At 44.1% G+C, this 14,091-nt stretch carries 10 protein-coding genes; 4 read left to right on the top strand and 6 right to left on the bottom strand.

The window, feature by feature from the left end; genetic code table 11:
* The first annotated feature begins 90 nt into the window (after window positions 1–90).
* The 3 genes from P2G54_RS02605 (at window position 91) to P2G54_RS02595 (ending at window position 5,422) form a co-directional block, all read left to right on the top strand.
* Window positions 91–3,714 carry an amidohydrolase family protein gene (locus P2G54_RS02605; RefSeq protein ID WP_275867904.1) on the top strand — a complete coding sequence of 1,208 codons (3,624 nt, stop codon included), beginning with the start codon at window positions 91–93 and terminating at the stop codon, window positions 3,712–3,714.
* 230 nt (window positions 3,715–3,944) lie between these two features.
* Window positions 3,945–4,838, top strand: a complete 894-nt coding sequence (locus tag P2G54_RS02600; protein ID WP_275867902.1) for a YitT family protein — start codon at window positions 3,945–3,947, stop codon at window positions 4,836–4,838.
* Window positions 4,838–5,422, top strand: coding sequence for an HD domain-containing protein (locus tag P2G54_RS02595; protein ID WP_275867901.1), 585 nt, complete (start codon window positions 4,838–4,840; stop codon window positions 5,420–5,422). Before P2G54_RS02600 ends, P2G54_RS02595 begins: the two co-directional genes overlap by 1 nt.
* Window positions 5,423–5,427: 5 nt before the next feature.
* Here the strand turns inward: P2G54_RS02595 and P2G54_RS02590 are convergent, their stop codons facing one another.
* The 6 genes from P2G54_RS02590 to P2G54_RS02565 form a co-directional block, all read right to left on the bottom strand.
* On the bottom strand, window positions 5,428–6,801 hold the full coding sequence (locus P2G54_RS02590; protein WP_275868435.1) for a nucleotide pyrophosphatase/phosphodiesterase family protein: 1,374 nt from the start codon (window positions 6,799–6,801) through the stop codon (window positions 5,428–5,430).
* Window positions 6,801–8,015 (bottom strand): metabolite traffic protein EboE, encoded by a 1,215-nt coding sequence (gene eboE / locus P2G54_RS02585; protein WP_275867899.1) that lies wholly within the window; start codon window positions 8,013–8,015, stop codon window positions 6,801–6,803. The genes P2G54_RS02590 and eboE overlap by 1 nt, the downstream gene beginning before the upstream one ends.
* Before the next feature lie 20 nt (window positions 8,016–8,035).
* Window positions 8,036–9,190 carry a 3-dehydroquinate synthase gene (locus P2G54_RS02580; RefSeq protein ID WP_275867897.1) on the bottom strand — a complete coding sequence of 385 codons (1,155 nt, stop codon included), beginning with the start codon at window positions 9,188–9,190 and terminating at the stop codon, window positions 8,036–8,038.
* 80 nt (window positions 9,191–9,270) lie between these two features.
* Complete coding sequence (eboC, locus tag P2G54_RS02575; protein ID WP_275867895.1) at window positions 9,271–10,185, bottom strand: UbiA-like protein EboC; 915 nt, start codon at window positions 10,183–10,185, stop codon at window positions 9,271–9,273.
* 2 nt (window positions 10,186–10,187) lie between these two features.
* The gene (locus tag P2G54_RS02570; protein WP_275867893.1) at window positions 10,188–11,099 is read right to left on the bottom strand and encodes a TatD family hydrolase; all 912 of its coding nucleotides are present in this window, start codon (window positions 11,097–11,099) and stop codon (window positions 10,188–10,190) included.
* A 44-nt stretch (window positions 11,100–11,143) separates the two neighbouring features.
* On the bottom strand, window positions 11,144–12,031 hold the full coding sequence (locus P2G54_RS02565) for an EboA domain-containing protein (protein WP_275867891.1): 888 nt from the start codon (window positions 12,029–12,031) through the stop codon (window positions 11,144–11,146).
* Between the two features lie 360 nt (window positions 12,032–12,391).
* On the opposite strand from P2G54_RS02565, the gene P2G54_RS02560 reads away from it, so the two are divergent.
* Window positions 12,392–13,933: a M20/M25/M40 family metallo-hydrolase gene (locus tag P2G54_RS02560; protein WP_275867889.1), complete on the top strand. Its 1,542-nt coding sequence runs from the start codon at window positions 12,392–12,394 to the stop codon at window positions 13,931–13,933.
* The last annotated feature ends 158 nt before the right edge of the window (window positions 13,934–14,091 follow it).

Raw genomic sequence — 14,091 nt, 5'->3', positions numbered from 1 at the left:
GAATTCGGGCCATTTCAAGTCATCTACAGCATTTTCTTTCAGAATAATAAATTTTCCAAGTAGATTTTCCAGTCGAAAACCCAAATGAATATGAAAAAAATTACCCAACCGGCTCTTTTAGTGGCCTTGGGCGCTTCGATCAGCATGGCTGCAATCGTCCCAAAATCCGACAATGGCCTATTCCCTTTAGAGGAATTGATCCAAAGCGACAGTACCAAAAAAGACTCTTTGGATTACCCTAAATTCAAAGATCTTCCCTTAAAACCCGAGCGCGAGGTTAAATTCTCCACCACCGAAGGGACTTGGATGAGTGTGGATGTCAGCCCAGACGGAAAAACCATTGCCTTCGACCTGATGGGAGATATCTATACAATTCCGGTTGAAGGAGGTAAGGCTACTCCAATTACAACCGGAATTGCATACGAAACCCACCCGCGTTTTTCTCCAGATGGAGAAAAAATCCTATTTACCTCAGACCGTGCCGGAAATGACAACCTTTGGTACATTGATATGGTAAAAAAGGATACCGTACAGGTAACCAAAGACAAAAACGGAGATGTACCAGGTGCTGCCTGGACTCCAGACGGGGAATACATCGTGGTCAGCAAAGGACGCCGTATCACCAAGCTATGGATGTACCATAAAGACGGGGGAGGAGGAATCCAGCTCAATGAAAACCCTTCCAGCATGAAAACCATAGATCCTTTCGTAAGTCCTGACGGGAAAAAGGTCTATTTTTCACATCGAACCGGATCTTGGAACTACAATGCTTTACTTCCACAATACCAAATTGGGACCTATGATTTTGATAAGGGAGAAATCACCAGTATCACCTCCCGATATGGTTCGGCCTTTACCCCCACACTTTCCAAAGATGGCAAGTGGATGGTCTATGGTTCAAGATGGCAGGACAAAACCGGGCTTGTACTTAGAAACCTAGAAACAGGAGATGAGCGCTGGCTGGCTTATCCAGTACAGCGGGACGAGCAGGAATCTATCGCGCCACAAGGTGTTTTACCTGCCATGGCATTCACACCGGATAGCAAAAACGTAATTGCTTCCTATGGGGGCAAAATCTGGAAATTGCCAGTTGACGGCAGTGATGCCCAAGAAATCCCCTTCGAGGCAGATGTGAAATTGGCCATGGGACCAAGGTTATATTTCAATTATGAAATCAAGGATACTACCGCCAAACTAGCCACTCAAATCCGGGATGCCGTTCCATCCCCAGACGGGAAAAAACTGGCATTCACTGCCTTGAACAGACTTTATGTAATGGATTTTCCTGGAGGAACACCAAAGAGAGTTTCCAATCATAATTTCACAGAAGCCATGCCTACCTGGAGCCCAGATGGCACCCAATTGGTATTTACTACTTGGGATGAGAAACTGGGAGGACATCTATACAAAGCTTCACTTACAGGCAAAGGCTCTCTAACCAAACTGACTTCGGAAAGCGCCCTATATATGGGTCCAGTATGGAGCCCGGACAATAAAATCGTGGTGTTTAAAGGACCGAATCGTGCCTTATTTGAATCAGAAGGGCCATTTGTAGATGGGGCGGAAGCAGAATTGGTTTGGATATCTGCCAATGGAGGAACTTCCCAAAAAATTATGGATGCCCGAAACTACGGCAATGCGCATTTCACCAAAGACCCTTCTCGAATTTATCTGAATGGACCGGGTGGAGCTCTGATGTCTGTAAAATGGGACGGAACAGATGAAAAGACCCATGTAAAGATTACAGGAATTACCCCCTTTGGATCAGCTGCAGACCCCCATGCTGACCATGACCATGGACCTTTGGAGGAAGTTTCCACCGTTCGCTATGTCATGGGCATGCCTATATCCAATGCAGATGCCGTGAACTACTGCATGCTTCCTGAGGGATCCAGTTCTCGAGAACCACAGATGCGCCCATCCAGTGCAAGCACAATTTTGATGGCCCCAGAAGGAAATCTGGCTTTGGCACAGGTCAACAACAATGTATATGTGGTAACTGTCCCTACAGTGGGAAAAACTCCAACCATCAATGTAGCTGATCCAAAATCCAGCAGTTTCCCTTCCCGCCAACTTACGGAAATAGGCGGTGAATGGCCTGCTTGGGAAGCCGATGGCAAAAAGGTTCACTGGTCTCTGGGCAATGGACACTGGGTATATGATATTGATCGGGCAGAGTTTGTCGAAGATTCGGTTTCTGCTGCTCAAAAAGCCAAAAAGTTGGCTGATGCTGACAGCGTGGCGACTTTGAAAGCCCAAGGCGAAGCAGCTGTAAAATTGGCCGATTCACTTGCAAAAGCACAAAAAGAAAGTATAGCCAAGCTTTTCAAAGAAGACAAGGAGAAAGCCAAAGCAGACAGTATCTACAAGGCTGAACAAAAAGAAAAAGAAAGCTATAAGCCTTCTGAATACCAAATCAAGGTTTACTATGCAAAAGACACTCCGAAAGGAAGTATCCTTTTGAAAAATGCCCGAATCGTAACCATGAAAGGATCAGAAGTAATTGAAAATGGAGATGTCCTTATTGAAGATAACCGGATCAAGGCTGTAGGCCAAACTGGAACTTTGGAGGCAGGCAATGCAAAAGTCATAGATGCAAGCGGAAAAACCATTACGCCTGGATTTGTGGATACACATGCCCATATGTGGCCTACTTGGGGTTTGCATAAAAACTCTGTTTGGATTTATGCTGCAAATCTCGCCTATGGGGTTACAACCACTCGAGACCCTCAAACCGCAACCACTGACGTACTGACCTACGGTGACATGGTTGAAGCCGGAATGGTGCCCGGTCCAAGAGTTTATTCCACTGGACCAGGTGTCGGGTACTGGATGTACAACCTAAAGTCCTTGGAACAGACAAAAAATGTACTCAAACAATACAGTAAATATTTCAACACCCAATACATCAAAATGTATCTGGTTGGAAACCGGGAACATAGACAATGGGTGATCATGGCTGCCAAAGAACAGCAACTCATGCCCACCACAGAAGGGGGGCTGGATTATAAACTCAATATGACCCAACTGTTTGATGGCTACCCGGGCCATGAGCATGCTATTCCTGTCCATCCACTCTACTCCGATGTGACCCGTACCATTGCAGAAAGCAAAATGGCTGTCACTCCTACACTTTTGGTAGCCTATGGAGGGCCTTGGGCTGAGAATTATTACTATACTACGGAAAGCCCGCTTCACGACCCTAAGCTAAACCGTTTTACTCCTTATGAAGAGTTGAACTCAAAAGCCAGAAGAAGAGCGGGAGGATTGGGAGGTTGGTTTGCTCCAGAGGATCATGTATTCAGCAAGCATGCCCAAGGAATCAATTCCATAGTGAAACAAGGCGGTTTGGCAGGAATCGGGTCTCACGGACAGCTACAGGGGCTTGGCTACCATTGGGAGCTTTGGTCTGTAGCAAGTGGAGGAATGTCCACCCATGATGCACTGAGAACAGCCACCATTCTTGGAGCTGAAGCTCTTGGATTGGATAAGGAACTTGGTAGTATTGAACCAGGCAAGCTGGCGGATTTAGTGATCATGGAATCCAATCCATTGGAAAACATCCGAAACACCAACACTATAAGTCATGTGGTGAAAAACGGAAGAGTTTACGATGGAAACACCTTGGATGAAATACTTCCTACACCAAGAAAGATGGATGTAAGCCCCTGGACTAAACCAGCCCCAGAGGTCACTACCTCGGTAAAAGAATAAGCAAAAAGGAAAGAGCCGGGAAATTCCCGGCTCTTTTAATTTTTAAGAGATTTTAGTTCCCTTCGGCTCAAAAATCATTGATTTTTACCAAAAAATAGGGAAATAATTATTAGAATATGTTGTAAGCCCACTAAAATTTTATTTTCTTTCAGATAGCAATCCTCTAAATTTCAATGAATACCAGTCTATCTCCCTTTTTCAATTAATTTTTTCTATTAGGTTTATATCCAATGGCCAATACACAAAATTCAATAGACTGGAAATCCATATTTTCCCCTTCAGCCATCACCTATACCTTATCAGGAGTAGCATTGGCTGCAATCGCTTTGGAGTCGTTTTTATTGCCAAATAAGTTCCTTGACGGAGGGGTAACAGGTATTGCAATTTTGGTCAATTTGGGCTTTGGAATTGACCTTAACTTACTTCTGGTTTTAATCAATTTGCCGTTTTTAATAATGGCATATAAAAAAATTGGCAAAACCTTTGCCGTACAATCTACATTCTCGGTATTCCTTCTGACTATCGTGCTCTATTTTCTTGAAATTCCCACCATTACCGAAGACAAGGTATTGATCGCTGTCTTTGGTGGATTTCTCATGGGAACCGGAATAGGCCTGATCATCAGAGGGGGAGGATTGATTGATGGTTTTGAGGTCATTACGGAGTATTTCAATAAAAATACAGCCTTTACGGCCAGTGAAATCACATTATTTCTGAATTCACTGATCATGCTGGCAGCAGCGTTTGTTTTTGGGGTTGAACCGGCAATGTATTCTATCCTAACCTATTTCACTGCTATCAAAACGACCGATTATGTAGTAGAGGGCTTTGAGGAATACACCGCTTTGACCATTATTTCCAAGGAGCACGAAAAAGTAAAAGAATTGATTGTCAAGGATTTTGGAAAGGCAATCTCAGTTTATAAAGGTGAGCGGGGCTATTTGCCTGAAACATTTCACATCAAATATCCATGTGACATCATCATGACAGTCGTTACCCGCTTAGAAGTGCATAGAATAAAAGTCGCAATTCAGGAAATTGATCCAAAAGCATTCTTTTATGTACAGACAATTAAAGAAGTTAAAGGCGGAATTATCAAACAAGTCGGAAAAAAGCATGTCTAATGGTTTTTGAAGAAATTAAAAAGACGATTTATAGGGATATACTGGAAAAGCTTCCTCCCTACTTGACCTACCATAATCTAGCTCATACAGAATATGTGATGAGCAAGGCCATTTTTTTGGCCGGTGAGGCAGGAGTATCCGAAGCAGACCTTTTGTTGCTCAAACTGGCTGCACTTTTTCACGATACAGGATTCATAGTCAATCCCAAAGACCATGAGATCCGAGGATGCGGGATTGCCAGAGATTATTTAGGCAAAGACCTCAATGATGAGGACATGAAAAAAATCTGCGGGATGATCATGGCCACCAAAATCCCTCAAAGTCCCACCAACCAATTGGAACAAATCCTGGCCGATGCAGACCTTGAATATCTGGGAACAGACCAGTTTGAAATCCAGGGAAATGCCCTTTTAAAAGAACTCCGCCACTTCAACCCCGATCTTTCGGACCAGGCTTGGAATGAGGTCCAACTGACTTTTTTGGAGAAGCACCATTATCATACAGAGTATTGTAAAAAATACAGGGAGCCCATCAAACAAATGAATATTCAGTCAGTAAGAGAAAAACTGATCATCACAAAGTAAGATTTTTAACCCTTTACAGCTTTTAGAATCCAGTCAAACACCTCTGTCGGCTGAATTTTACCCTCTTGAGGCAGGTCTTGATTCTTGGTGAAGAAAACAGGCTTGTCCAAGTCCGACTCCGGAATCCTCCCATGGGCTCCTTTTACCAAGGTCGCATCCAAAGGAATCACATCCATCAAATAACGGAATCCCAGTTTTTTCTTTAAAACTTTAGCTCCTACAGTCAATAACGGGAATTTTATCTCAGGATTCATCACTAGCTCTACCGGATCATATCCTGGCTTACGGTGAATATCCACACATCTCGCATAATCAGGTGCCTTGGCATCGTCTAGCCAGAAATAATAAGTAAACCATGAATCCTGATCAGCAACGACTACCAAATCACCTGCGCGCTCGTGCTCCAAGTGATACTTCTTTTTACCTTCCTCATCCAATACCAACTCAATACCGGGAGTCTCCTCCAAAAGTTTTTTAACCTGTGAAAGTACCGAAGGGTCATTGACATGCACGTGGGCGACCTGATGGTCTGCTACAGCAAAGGCTTTGGAAGTGCCTGCATCCAAAGTTTCCAAACCCAACTCATCTTTGACCTGAATCAATCCCGCGTTTCTAAGAATTCGGTTGATATGGATGGGTTTACTGACTGAAGTGATCCCATATTCAGAAAGAAGGATGACTTGGATTCCCTGAGCTTCAAAATAGGTAATCAAGTCCTCACAAATGGCATCTATCTCCTGAAGGTCTTTTCCGATTTTGTCAAAATCAATTCCATATTTCTGCAACCCATAGTCCAGATGAGGGAGATAAATCAGATTCAAGGTTGGATTGTACCATTCATCGACCTTTTTTGCAGCATTTGCTATCCAGCGGGTAGATTCAATATTGGCATTGGGACCCCAGAAAGAAAACAGGGGAAACTGACCTAGCTCTTGCTGCAACCTCTCCCTTAATTCCATGGGCTGGGTATGACAATCCGGAAGCTTCCTCCCGTCCTGTAAGTACAAGGGTCTTGGGGTCACCGCAAAATCCACCGAAGAGTACATATTGTACCACCAAAACAGATTAGCTACTGTAAAACCGGGATTTTCCCTACGAAGAACTTCCCAGATTTTCTCGGATTGTACCAGTTTATTCGACTGCCTCCACAACTTGATCTCACACTCATCCTTGAAATACCAACCATTGCCTACTATCCCGTTTTCAGAGGGCCATTTCCCAGTGAGGTAAACAGACTGGGCAGAACAGGTCACGGCAGGAAGAACCGGTTCTACCACAGCAGACTTAGCTTCTTGGGTCCATTTTTTCAAGAAAGGAGTATGCGCTCCAATCACTCGTTGGGACAAAGCCACTACATCCAGAACAACAGTTTTTTTCATCATCTACTCAAATTTTGAATCACCCAATCCAATTCCCTTGAAATAGACTCTCCTAATCCAAGTCGGGTATCCTCAGGCAAAACTTCCCATGTATACGTTTCTACTTCCAGGTGATTGGTCAACTCCTGATTATCTTTCAAATGCTCCAAAACACTCAATATCTCTCTCTGAGTGGAAGAGAAAGAACCATAATTGTCTAAAAATACAGGAACATGAAAATGTATCCTCCACTCCTCTTCACCACAATCATTCAGCTTTTCCAAAGCCTGAGGTAAATCCGAATAGGAATGTAAACTCCCGTCGGAATTTCTTCCCACCACTTGATGTAAGTAGGTGGATTCAGCAAAAGGCTGAAGTTTTTCTCTCAGTCCTTCCCTTGAAGAAAACTCTCCCGGCAATATCAACTTTAAGGCAGCCGAAATCTGGATTTTCCCAATCTTGATTCCTTCTTTTTCGAATTTGGCAAAAGTATCAGCAGGTCTCTCATAGACAATTGCGAAATGGCAAACATCGTAACAAACCTGGATATGGTTTTTCAATACGAGTTCTGCTTCCTCCTCGGTTATTCCGAAGCGCTTGGCTAAATAAGGTTTCCCTTTGGGCAACAACCAATCTGTGAACAACCAGATCATTTCATCGGAGTTTTCCAAAATCCCATCCGGCTCAGGTTCTATATCCAAATGGAGATTTTTACCTGTTTCCTTTCGGATTTTCACCAGTTCTTCCACTACTTCAAGAAGATGAAGGGTAGCAGTTTCCATGGCTTCGGAAAATTCAGACTCAGTCTTAAACCAATGTCTGTACGAAATAGGAGATGTCGAAATCCCTCCATCCATTCCGTATGGTAAAAGACGGGAAAGAATGCTGAAGGAGCGAATGGTATAATCCCTGCGATCGGTAGTAGTCCAATCCGGAAAATGAACTTTTTCCTTGACCACCTGACGGTGAAAATCCCCATAAGGGAACCCGTTTAAGGTGAAAACATAAGCATTTTCAGAATCCATCCAACCCATGAATTCTTTAAGATTTCCCTCCTCCTTCAGCACTAAACTTGCCTCATTGGAAAGTCTCAAACCAATACCAAAGGCACCTTCCACTCCCAGTCTTTGCCTAACTTCTGGGATGTATTTCTTCAGGTTTTCAAAGGTGGCCTCCCAGCTTTCGCCGGGATGAATATTGCTACAGTAACTAAGGTGGAAATCATTAATCTTCATGAAAAAGAATGGTTATGAACTTAGCTTTTGACAAGCATTTCATTGAGGTGAAAGCCCTTAAGAATTTCTACAGAATTAAGGATAAGCTGATGATCCATTTCATGCACTTCCACACCTTTTCCGAGCTTTTCGAGTAGCATAATTGTCAGCTGTCCTCCCAAGTGTTCCTGAAACTCCTTTAGCCCATCAATCAGGTTTTCCCCAGAAAGTTCAGGAGCATATAATTCAAAGCCTAATGTCTTCATGAGCTTGATAACTCGAAGAAGATCTGCTTCGGAAATGCGTTGCTGCAAGTAGGAATAGGCAGTGTCTAAAGCAATTCCCATTGCCACAGCCTCTCCGTGACGGATTCGGTAATTGCTTAGATGTTCTAGTTTATGTGCGGCCCAATGCCCAAAATCCAAGGGCCTTGAAGAGCCAAACTCAAAGGGGTCTTTTCCTGCAATATGGTCCATGTGCATCTGGGCGCTTCGGATAATTTGGGCTTTCATAGGTTCCATTTCCCTTCTGGCCATACCCTCGGCATTTTCCTCCAACCAGAGGAAAAAATCCAGATCCTTGATCAAGGCCACTTTTATAGCTTCAGATATGCCTGCTCTCCAATCCCTGTCATCCAGGGTTTTTAGAAAATTAAAGTCATTCAGAACTGCATAGGGTGGAGTAAAGGTCCCTAGATAGTTCTTTTTACCAAAGGCATTGATGCTGTTCTTGACACCGACAGCGGAATCATTTTGCGAAAGCACCGTAGTCGGTATTCGGATGAGCCGAATTCCTCTATGAGAAATCGCCGCAGCAAAGCCCACCATATCCAGTACCGCCCCACCACCGATAACAGCGATATAAGAGTGTCGGTCTATCCCGTGAATATGGGTCGCCTCTACCACTCTCTTGTAAATTGACTCATCATTTTTACATTCCTCTCCACCCGGAACCACCATGGGAGCAGCACAAAGCGTAAACTCGTTTAAATAGGCATTGGCATAGATTTCTATCTCCGCTTTCAGGCTTGGGTGAGTATCTGACACACCGCTATCGATCACAAAAAAGACCTTGGGCTTTCTGTCTTTGGCCAAGACATCCACGAACAGGGTATTGGAAGGATTGAAAAGGCCTTCGGAAAAACAAACCGGATACCTAAAAGGCACCGAAAAAGTCTGCTCTAGAATAGTATTCATGGTATTGTGGGCAATAGGTTTTTAATGTACGCGATCCCGAAGAAAAGACAAAAACCGCTTGAAATTGATTTAAAATCAGGTCAGGTTACTGCAAATTTTTTGGCTAGCCAAAGGGAAAGCGGGAGTAACAATAAAACAATTATTCCAATCAACCATCCTGCAAAGGCAGAAGAAATGGATGCATTGACAATAATGAGGGAAATAACGGCTGCTTTGACCGATTTGCCAATCAGTTTGGGCTCTTGGGTATGAATGGCTTTTATCAAAGGCGGAAAAATCATGTAAGCCAACAAACCCAAAAAAGGAAGTACTTGCCAATAGTTTGAATTCTCAAAAACAGCCAACCCCAGAATGACCAGAATGACCGAAGCATACATCCCCAAACCTGCATAAAGTGCCTTCCTGTTTTTCCCATGAACCTCACCACGGCTGATCATCGTAATAGAGGCAACATAGACCAAAGGAATCAGACCCAGTAATAAATAGGATTCCAATACAACCGGAATGACACTTACCCCCAAAAGTAAATTTCCGGATCGGCAGAGCCCCATATTGATTGGACCAAAGATTTTCTGGTGTTTTCCCCAATAATCATATAAAACAGCCAAAAGAGCCACAGCGAGGGCTATTCCTCCTGCTAAAAAATTGACCATAAAGGCCGAACTCACCCCAATAAGCAACAGGAAAAACGACATCCAAAATGCCGATCTTTTACTGACCCTTCCACTGGGAATAGGCCGCTCAGGCCGCTCAATCGCATCCAATTCTGCATCTGCCACGTCATTGAAGGCTACACCTCCTGCATACAGCCCAATGGTACTCAGAGAAAGCCAAGCCAGATCCTGCAAAAGCTGCCCACTCCCTGCCGAACTCCCAGAGATGATATAAGTCCAGGCTCCAGCAATGGCAAAACCCGCCCAGATATCTGCAATCGCTGTGACTACATTAGCTGGACGGGTAAGTTGTAAATAAGGGAAAATTCCATTTTTCGGCATGATCAATTTTCTACACGGTCGGAAGGTCCTTCCACTCTCGGAACCTGCCCTCCTCGGAGTACTGAATTACCGCTCATCTTTTTGGTTTGATCAATGGAAGGAGCATTGAGCCAGTCGTTTTCATCCATTTGACCGGAAAGCGAAAACGCCGAAAGAGCATTTTGATAGGTCACCATGCGAACATGCTCTTCAGGGATTCCCATTTTTCGCATCAAATGAGCAGTTTTTGGCACAGCCAAAGGATCAGAAATTCCCCAGTCAGCCGCTGAATTGACGATAATTCGCTCCGGTCCGTATTGTTTGACAATTTCCACCATGCGCTCAGAGCCCATCTTGGTGTGGGGATAAATGGTAAAACCGGCCCAATAGCCTCTATCCAAAACCTCTTTGACTGTCTCCTCATTGTTGTGATCCACGATAACCCAACCCGGATCCATTCCGTGTTCTTCAGCCACATCCATACTTCGGGTGGTGCCCTTTTTCTTATCTCTATGAGGGGTATGAATCAATACCGGAAGATCCACATCCTTGGCAAGTTCTAGCTGCAAACGATAAAATCGGTCCTCAGCCTCGGTTTGATCATCGTATCCTATTTCACCGATAGCCACCACTCCTTCTTTTCCAACATACAAAGGCAAAAGCTCCATAACCTGCTCAGCCAAGGGCACATTATTGGCTTCTTTGGAGTTCAAGCCCATGGTGCAATAATGAACAATCCCGAACTGGCTTGCCCTAAATCTTTCCCACCCTACCAGGGTACTGAAATAATCCTTGAAAGAACCTACCTCTGTCCGAGGCTGTCCCAGCCAAAAAGCAGGTTCGATTGTAGCCACAATCCCGGCTTTTCTCATCGCCTCATAATCATCTGTAGTCCTGGAAACCAAGTGAATATGTGGGTCTATATACATTTCCATTTTCTTGAAAATTTGAGTGTGAATTTAAGTAAATATAGGAGCGCTTATAACCTGGTCTCTTGGAATTCTTCCCCAATTGACCTCCAGGAAAGCTTCCCCTGCTCGATATCGGCAATAATTTCCGGATAATTCAGGAGTATTTCTTTAGCCCTCTCATTGTCGGATTCGTAAAGGGCAAGTACCGCAGCCTGAATCTGCAGCATGTCATTGGAATGTAAAACACGCTCCAAATCTTCTAGAAAGTACTCGTTCAAATACGGAACAACCAGCCTCCAGAGTTCAGGCATTACCATCCTTCCGGCTGACCAGCGCTCATGTGCGAAATCTCTAGCGATATTCGCCAATGCCATATTTCTTCGCTCATCCAGCTTTTGGATCCTATAGAGTGGCCGCTGCATGAAAATTGCCTTGAGCACCAATTGGTTCCAGTTTGCCTCCGGAAAATACTTTGGAGCATAAGGATTGTCCAAAGCTATGGCATCAAAAATCAAAGCCACGTTGGTTCTGCATCCATCAATTGCCCTGGGCAGCAATTCTTCCTGAAAAGGCATTAAGGGCAATGCGGCAAACAAGGCCTGATGCTCATGCATATCGGCTGTTTCAAAAAGCTGATTGATCGCATGAAACCAACTTTCCTTTTCCTGTGGAAAATGCAACATCAAAACCGTTCGGGCAGTCTGTAACTCGTTCCATTGATCCGGAGAAAAACCGGAAACTAAATCATCTGCGGCTTGTATTTCTTCGGCATTCAACTCGAGTTTATTCTTGGTAAACTGTCGCGATGCCTGACTGAAGGCAAGAAAAAACTGGGTGGAATTGCCGGTGCTTTGGATCTTCTCTGCTTTCTGAAGAAGCCAATTCATTGCTTTCTCCTCCGCTTTTTTTTGGAGAATCTGCAGTAAAAATTCGATTAGGATAGTTGGGGCTTGCATTGTTAAAAGGGCTATTGATGGTTTGCCGGTAATAATTCGTAAGTAAGTCCAAAAGCTTGAGAATTTCCAACAGAAATGGGAAGAATGGGAGGTAAAAACAGGCATTTCTGACAAAAATCAGAAATATGAGAGGATAGATGGTCTGACTAGGGAAATCTTAGAGCCCGAGCTTTTTTCCGAAATTTCATTTGGCCTCCCCCAAATATCCACCAACGGTTGGAATAATTCTCCTCACATGAAATACTTTTATTTTATATAAACTCAAAGAACATGAAATCAAGCATGAAAAGAACGTCTCAGGCTGAGATGCTTATTTTCCATGCGAGATTCCATCTGAACATTTAAAAGAAAAACATACAGATGAAAAAACACTTCTTTTTAGGATTGGGGCTCCTATTGCTTTTTGGCATACAGACACAAGCCCAAGACCAAGTCATTGAAAACATAATTCAGGAAGCCCGGGAAAACTCCCATCTGAAAACTTTGGGTCATGAGCTAATGGATGGCATCGGCCCCCGTCTGGTTGGGTCTCCCCAAATGCAAAAAGCCCATGCTTGGGCAGTGGAAAACTACCAAAATTGGGGAATAGAAGCCCGAAATGAACAGTGGGGAGAATGGCGAGGATGGGACAGAGGAATCACCCATATCGATATGGTGGAACCTTGGGTTCGCTCTCTGGCAGGAACCCAGCTTGCCTGGTCACCTTCCTCTCCCAAAGGAGGAGCAAAAGGGGAGGTAATCTTACTTCCTGACTTGGCTGACTCAGCTGCTTTTCAGGCTTGGCTACCCAATGCCAAAGGAAAATACGTGATGATCTCAGCTCCCCAACTTACAGGACGACCTGATTATAACTGGGAAGAATGGGCCACTGAAGAATCCTTTGAAAAAATGAAAGCGGAACGTGCTGCCTTCGAAGAGGCTTGGACTAATCGGGTTCAAAAAACAGGACTGGGAAGACGTGAATTGCCGGCAGCTCTTGAAAATGCAGGAGCATTGGGTATCATCACCAGCTATTGGTCAAGGGGATTTGGCGCAAATAAAATCTTTTCGGCATACACCAAAAAAGTACCGACTGTTGACCTTTCCCTGGAAGATTATGGAATGCTTTTCCGTTTAGCGGAAAGTGGAAAGAAGCCGGTAATTAACTTAAATGCACAGTCTACAGAGACTGGAGTTGTACCAACTTTCAACACAATAGCCGAAATCAAAGGCTCTGAAAAGCCTGATGAATACGTGATGCTTTCCGCCCATTTTGACTCTTGGGACGGGGGCACTGGGGCCACAGATAACGGAACCGGTACCATTATGATGATGGAAGTGATGCGGATCCTGAAAAAAGTATATCCCAATCCAAAAAGAACCATTTTGGTTGGACACTGGGGATCTGAGGAACAAGGACTGAACGGATCAAGAGCTTTCGTAGAAGATCACCCGGAAATGATGGATAAAATCCAGGCCTTGTTTAATCAGGATAATGGAACAGGACGCGTAGCCAATGTGTCCGGACAGGGTTTTGTGGACAGCTATGAATACTTAGGCCGTTGGATGAACCAAGTGCCTAGAGAAATCACAAAAGATATCCAAACCACCTTCCCTGGAAATCCTGGTGGAGGAGGTTCTGATTACGCCTCATTTGTAGCCGCAGGAGTTCCGGCATTCAGCTTAAGTTCCCTGAGCTGGTCCTACTTCAACTACACTTGGCACACTAATTTGGACACCTATGACAAGATTGTTTTTGACGATGTGCAAAACAACGTTATCATGGCAGCAATCATGGTATACATGGCTTGCGAAGAGCCTGAGTTGGTTTCCAGAGAAGTGCGTGTCCCAGTGGGTAGAAACGGTGAGCCTACCACTTGGCCAGTAAAAAGATCTCCCACCCGAAAAGGAGGAATGGATTAACTATATAAAAAATTTAAATCCCGAGGCTTTCAAGAAATTGGAAGCCTCTTTTTTTTTAATCAGTCCACAACAATTTCTAAGTGAGTTTTTTAATCAGAAAATTTTTCCCTTTAAAAACCCTCTGATTTTTCCCCCTCAGTGCAACCTCTTTGTGCCTT

Source organism: Algoriphagus sp. CAU 1675 (genome assembly GCF_029222925.1).
In the GTDB taxonomy this organism is placed as follows: domain Bacteria; phylum Bacteroidota; class Bacteroidia; order Cytophagales; family Cyclobacteriaceae; genus Algoriphagus.
The sequence above is the reverse complement of the archived record's forward strand: the minus strand, read 5'-3'. Positions and strand labels throughout refer to the sequence as shown.

Coding starts and splice junctions, on each gene's coding strand:
- eboE (WP_275867899.1), bottom strand. CDS start 8,015: ATGAAGATTAATGATTTCCACCTTAGTTACTGTAGCAATATTCATCCC.
- P2G54_RS02590 (WP_275868435.1), bottom strand. CDS start 6,801: ATGAAAAAAACTGTTGTTCTGGATGTAGTGGCTTTGTCCCAACGAGTG.
- P2G54_RS02605 (WP_275867904.1), top strand. CDS start 91: ATGAAAAAAATTACCCAACCGGCTCTTTTAGTGGCCTTGGGCGCTTCG.
- P2G54_RS02595 (WP_275867901.1), top strand. CDS start 4,838: ATGGTTTTTGAAGAAATTAAAAAGACGATTTATAGGGATATACTGGAA.
- P2G54_RS02570 (WP_275867893.1), bottom strand. CDS start 11,099: ATGGAAATGTATATAGACCCACATATTCACTTGGTTTCCAGGACTACA.
- eboC (WP_275867895.1), bottom strand. CDS start 10,185: ATGCCGAAAAATGGAATTTTCCCTTATTTACAACTTACCCGTCCAGCT.
- P2G54_RS02560 (WP_275867889.1), top strand. CDS start 12,392: ATGAAAAAACACTTCTTTTTAGGATTGGGGCTCCTATTGCTTTTTGGC.
- P2G54_RS02580 (WP_275867897.1), bottom strand. CDS start 9,190: ATGAATACTATTCTAGAGCAGACTTTTTCGGTGCCTTTTAGGTATCCG.
- P2G54_RS02565 (WP_275867891.1), bottom strand. CDS start 12,031: ATGCAAGCCCCAACTATCCTAATCGAATTTTTACTGCAGATTCTCCAA.
- P2G54_RS02600 (WP_275867902.1), top strand. CDS start 3,945: ATGGCCAATACACAAAATTCAATAGACTGGAAATCCATATTTTCCCCT.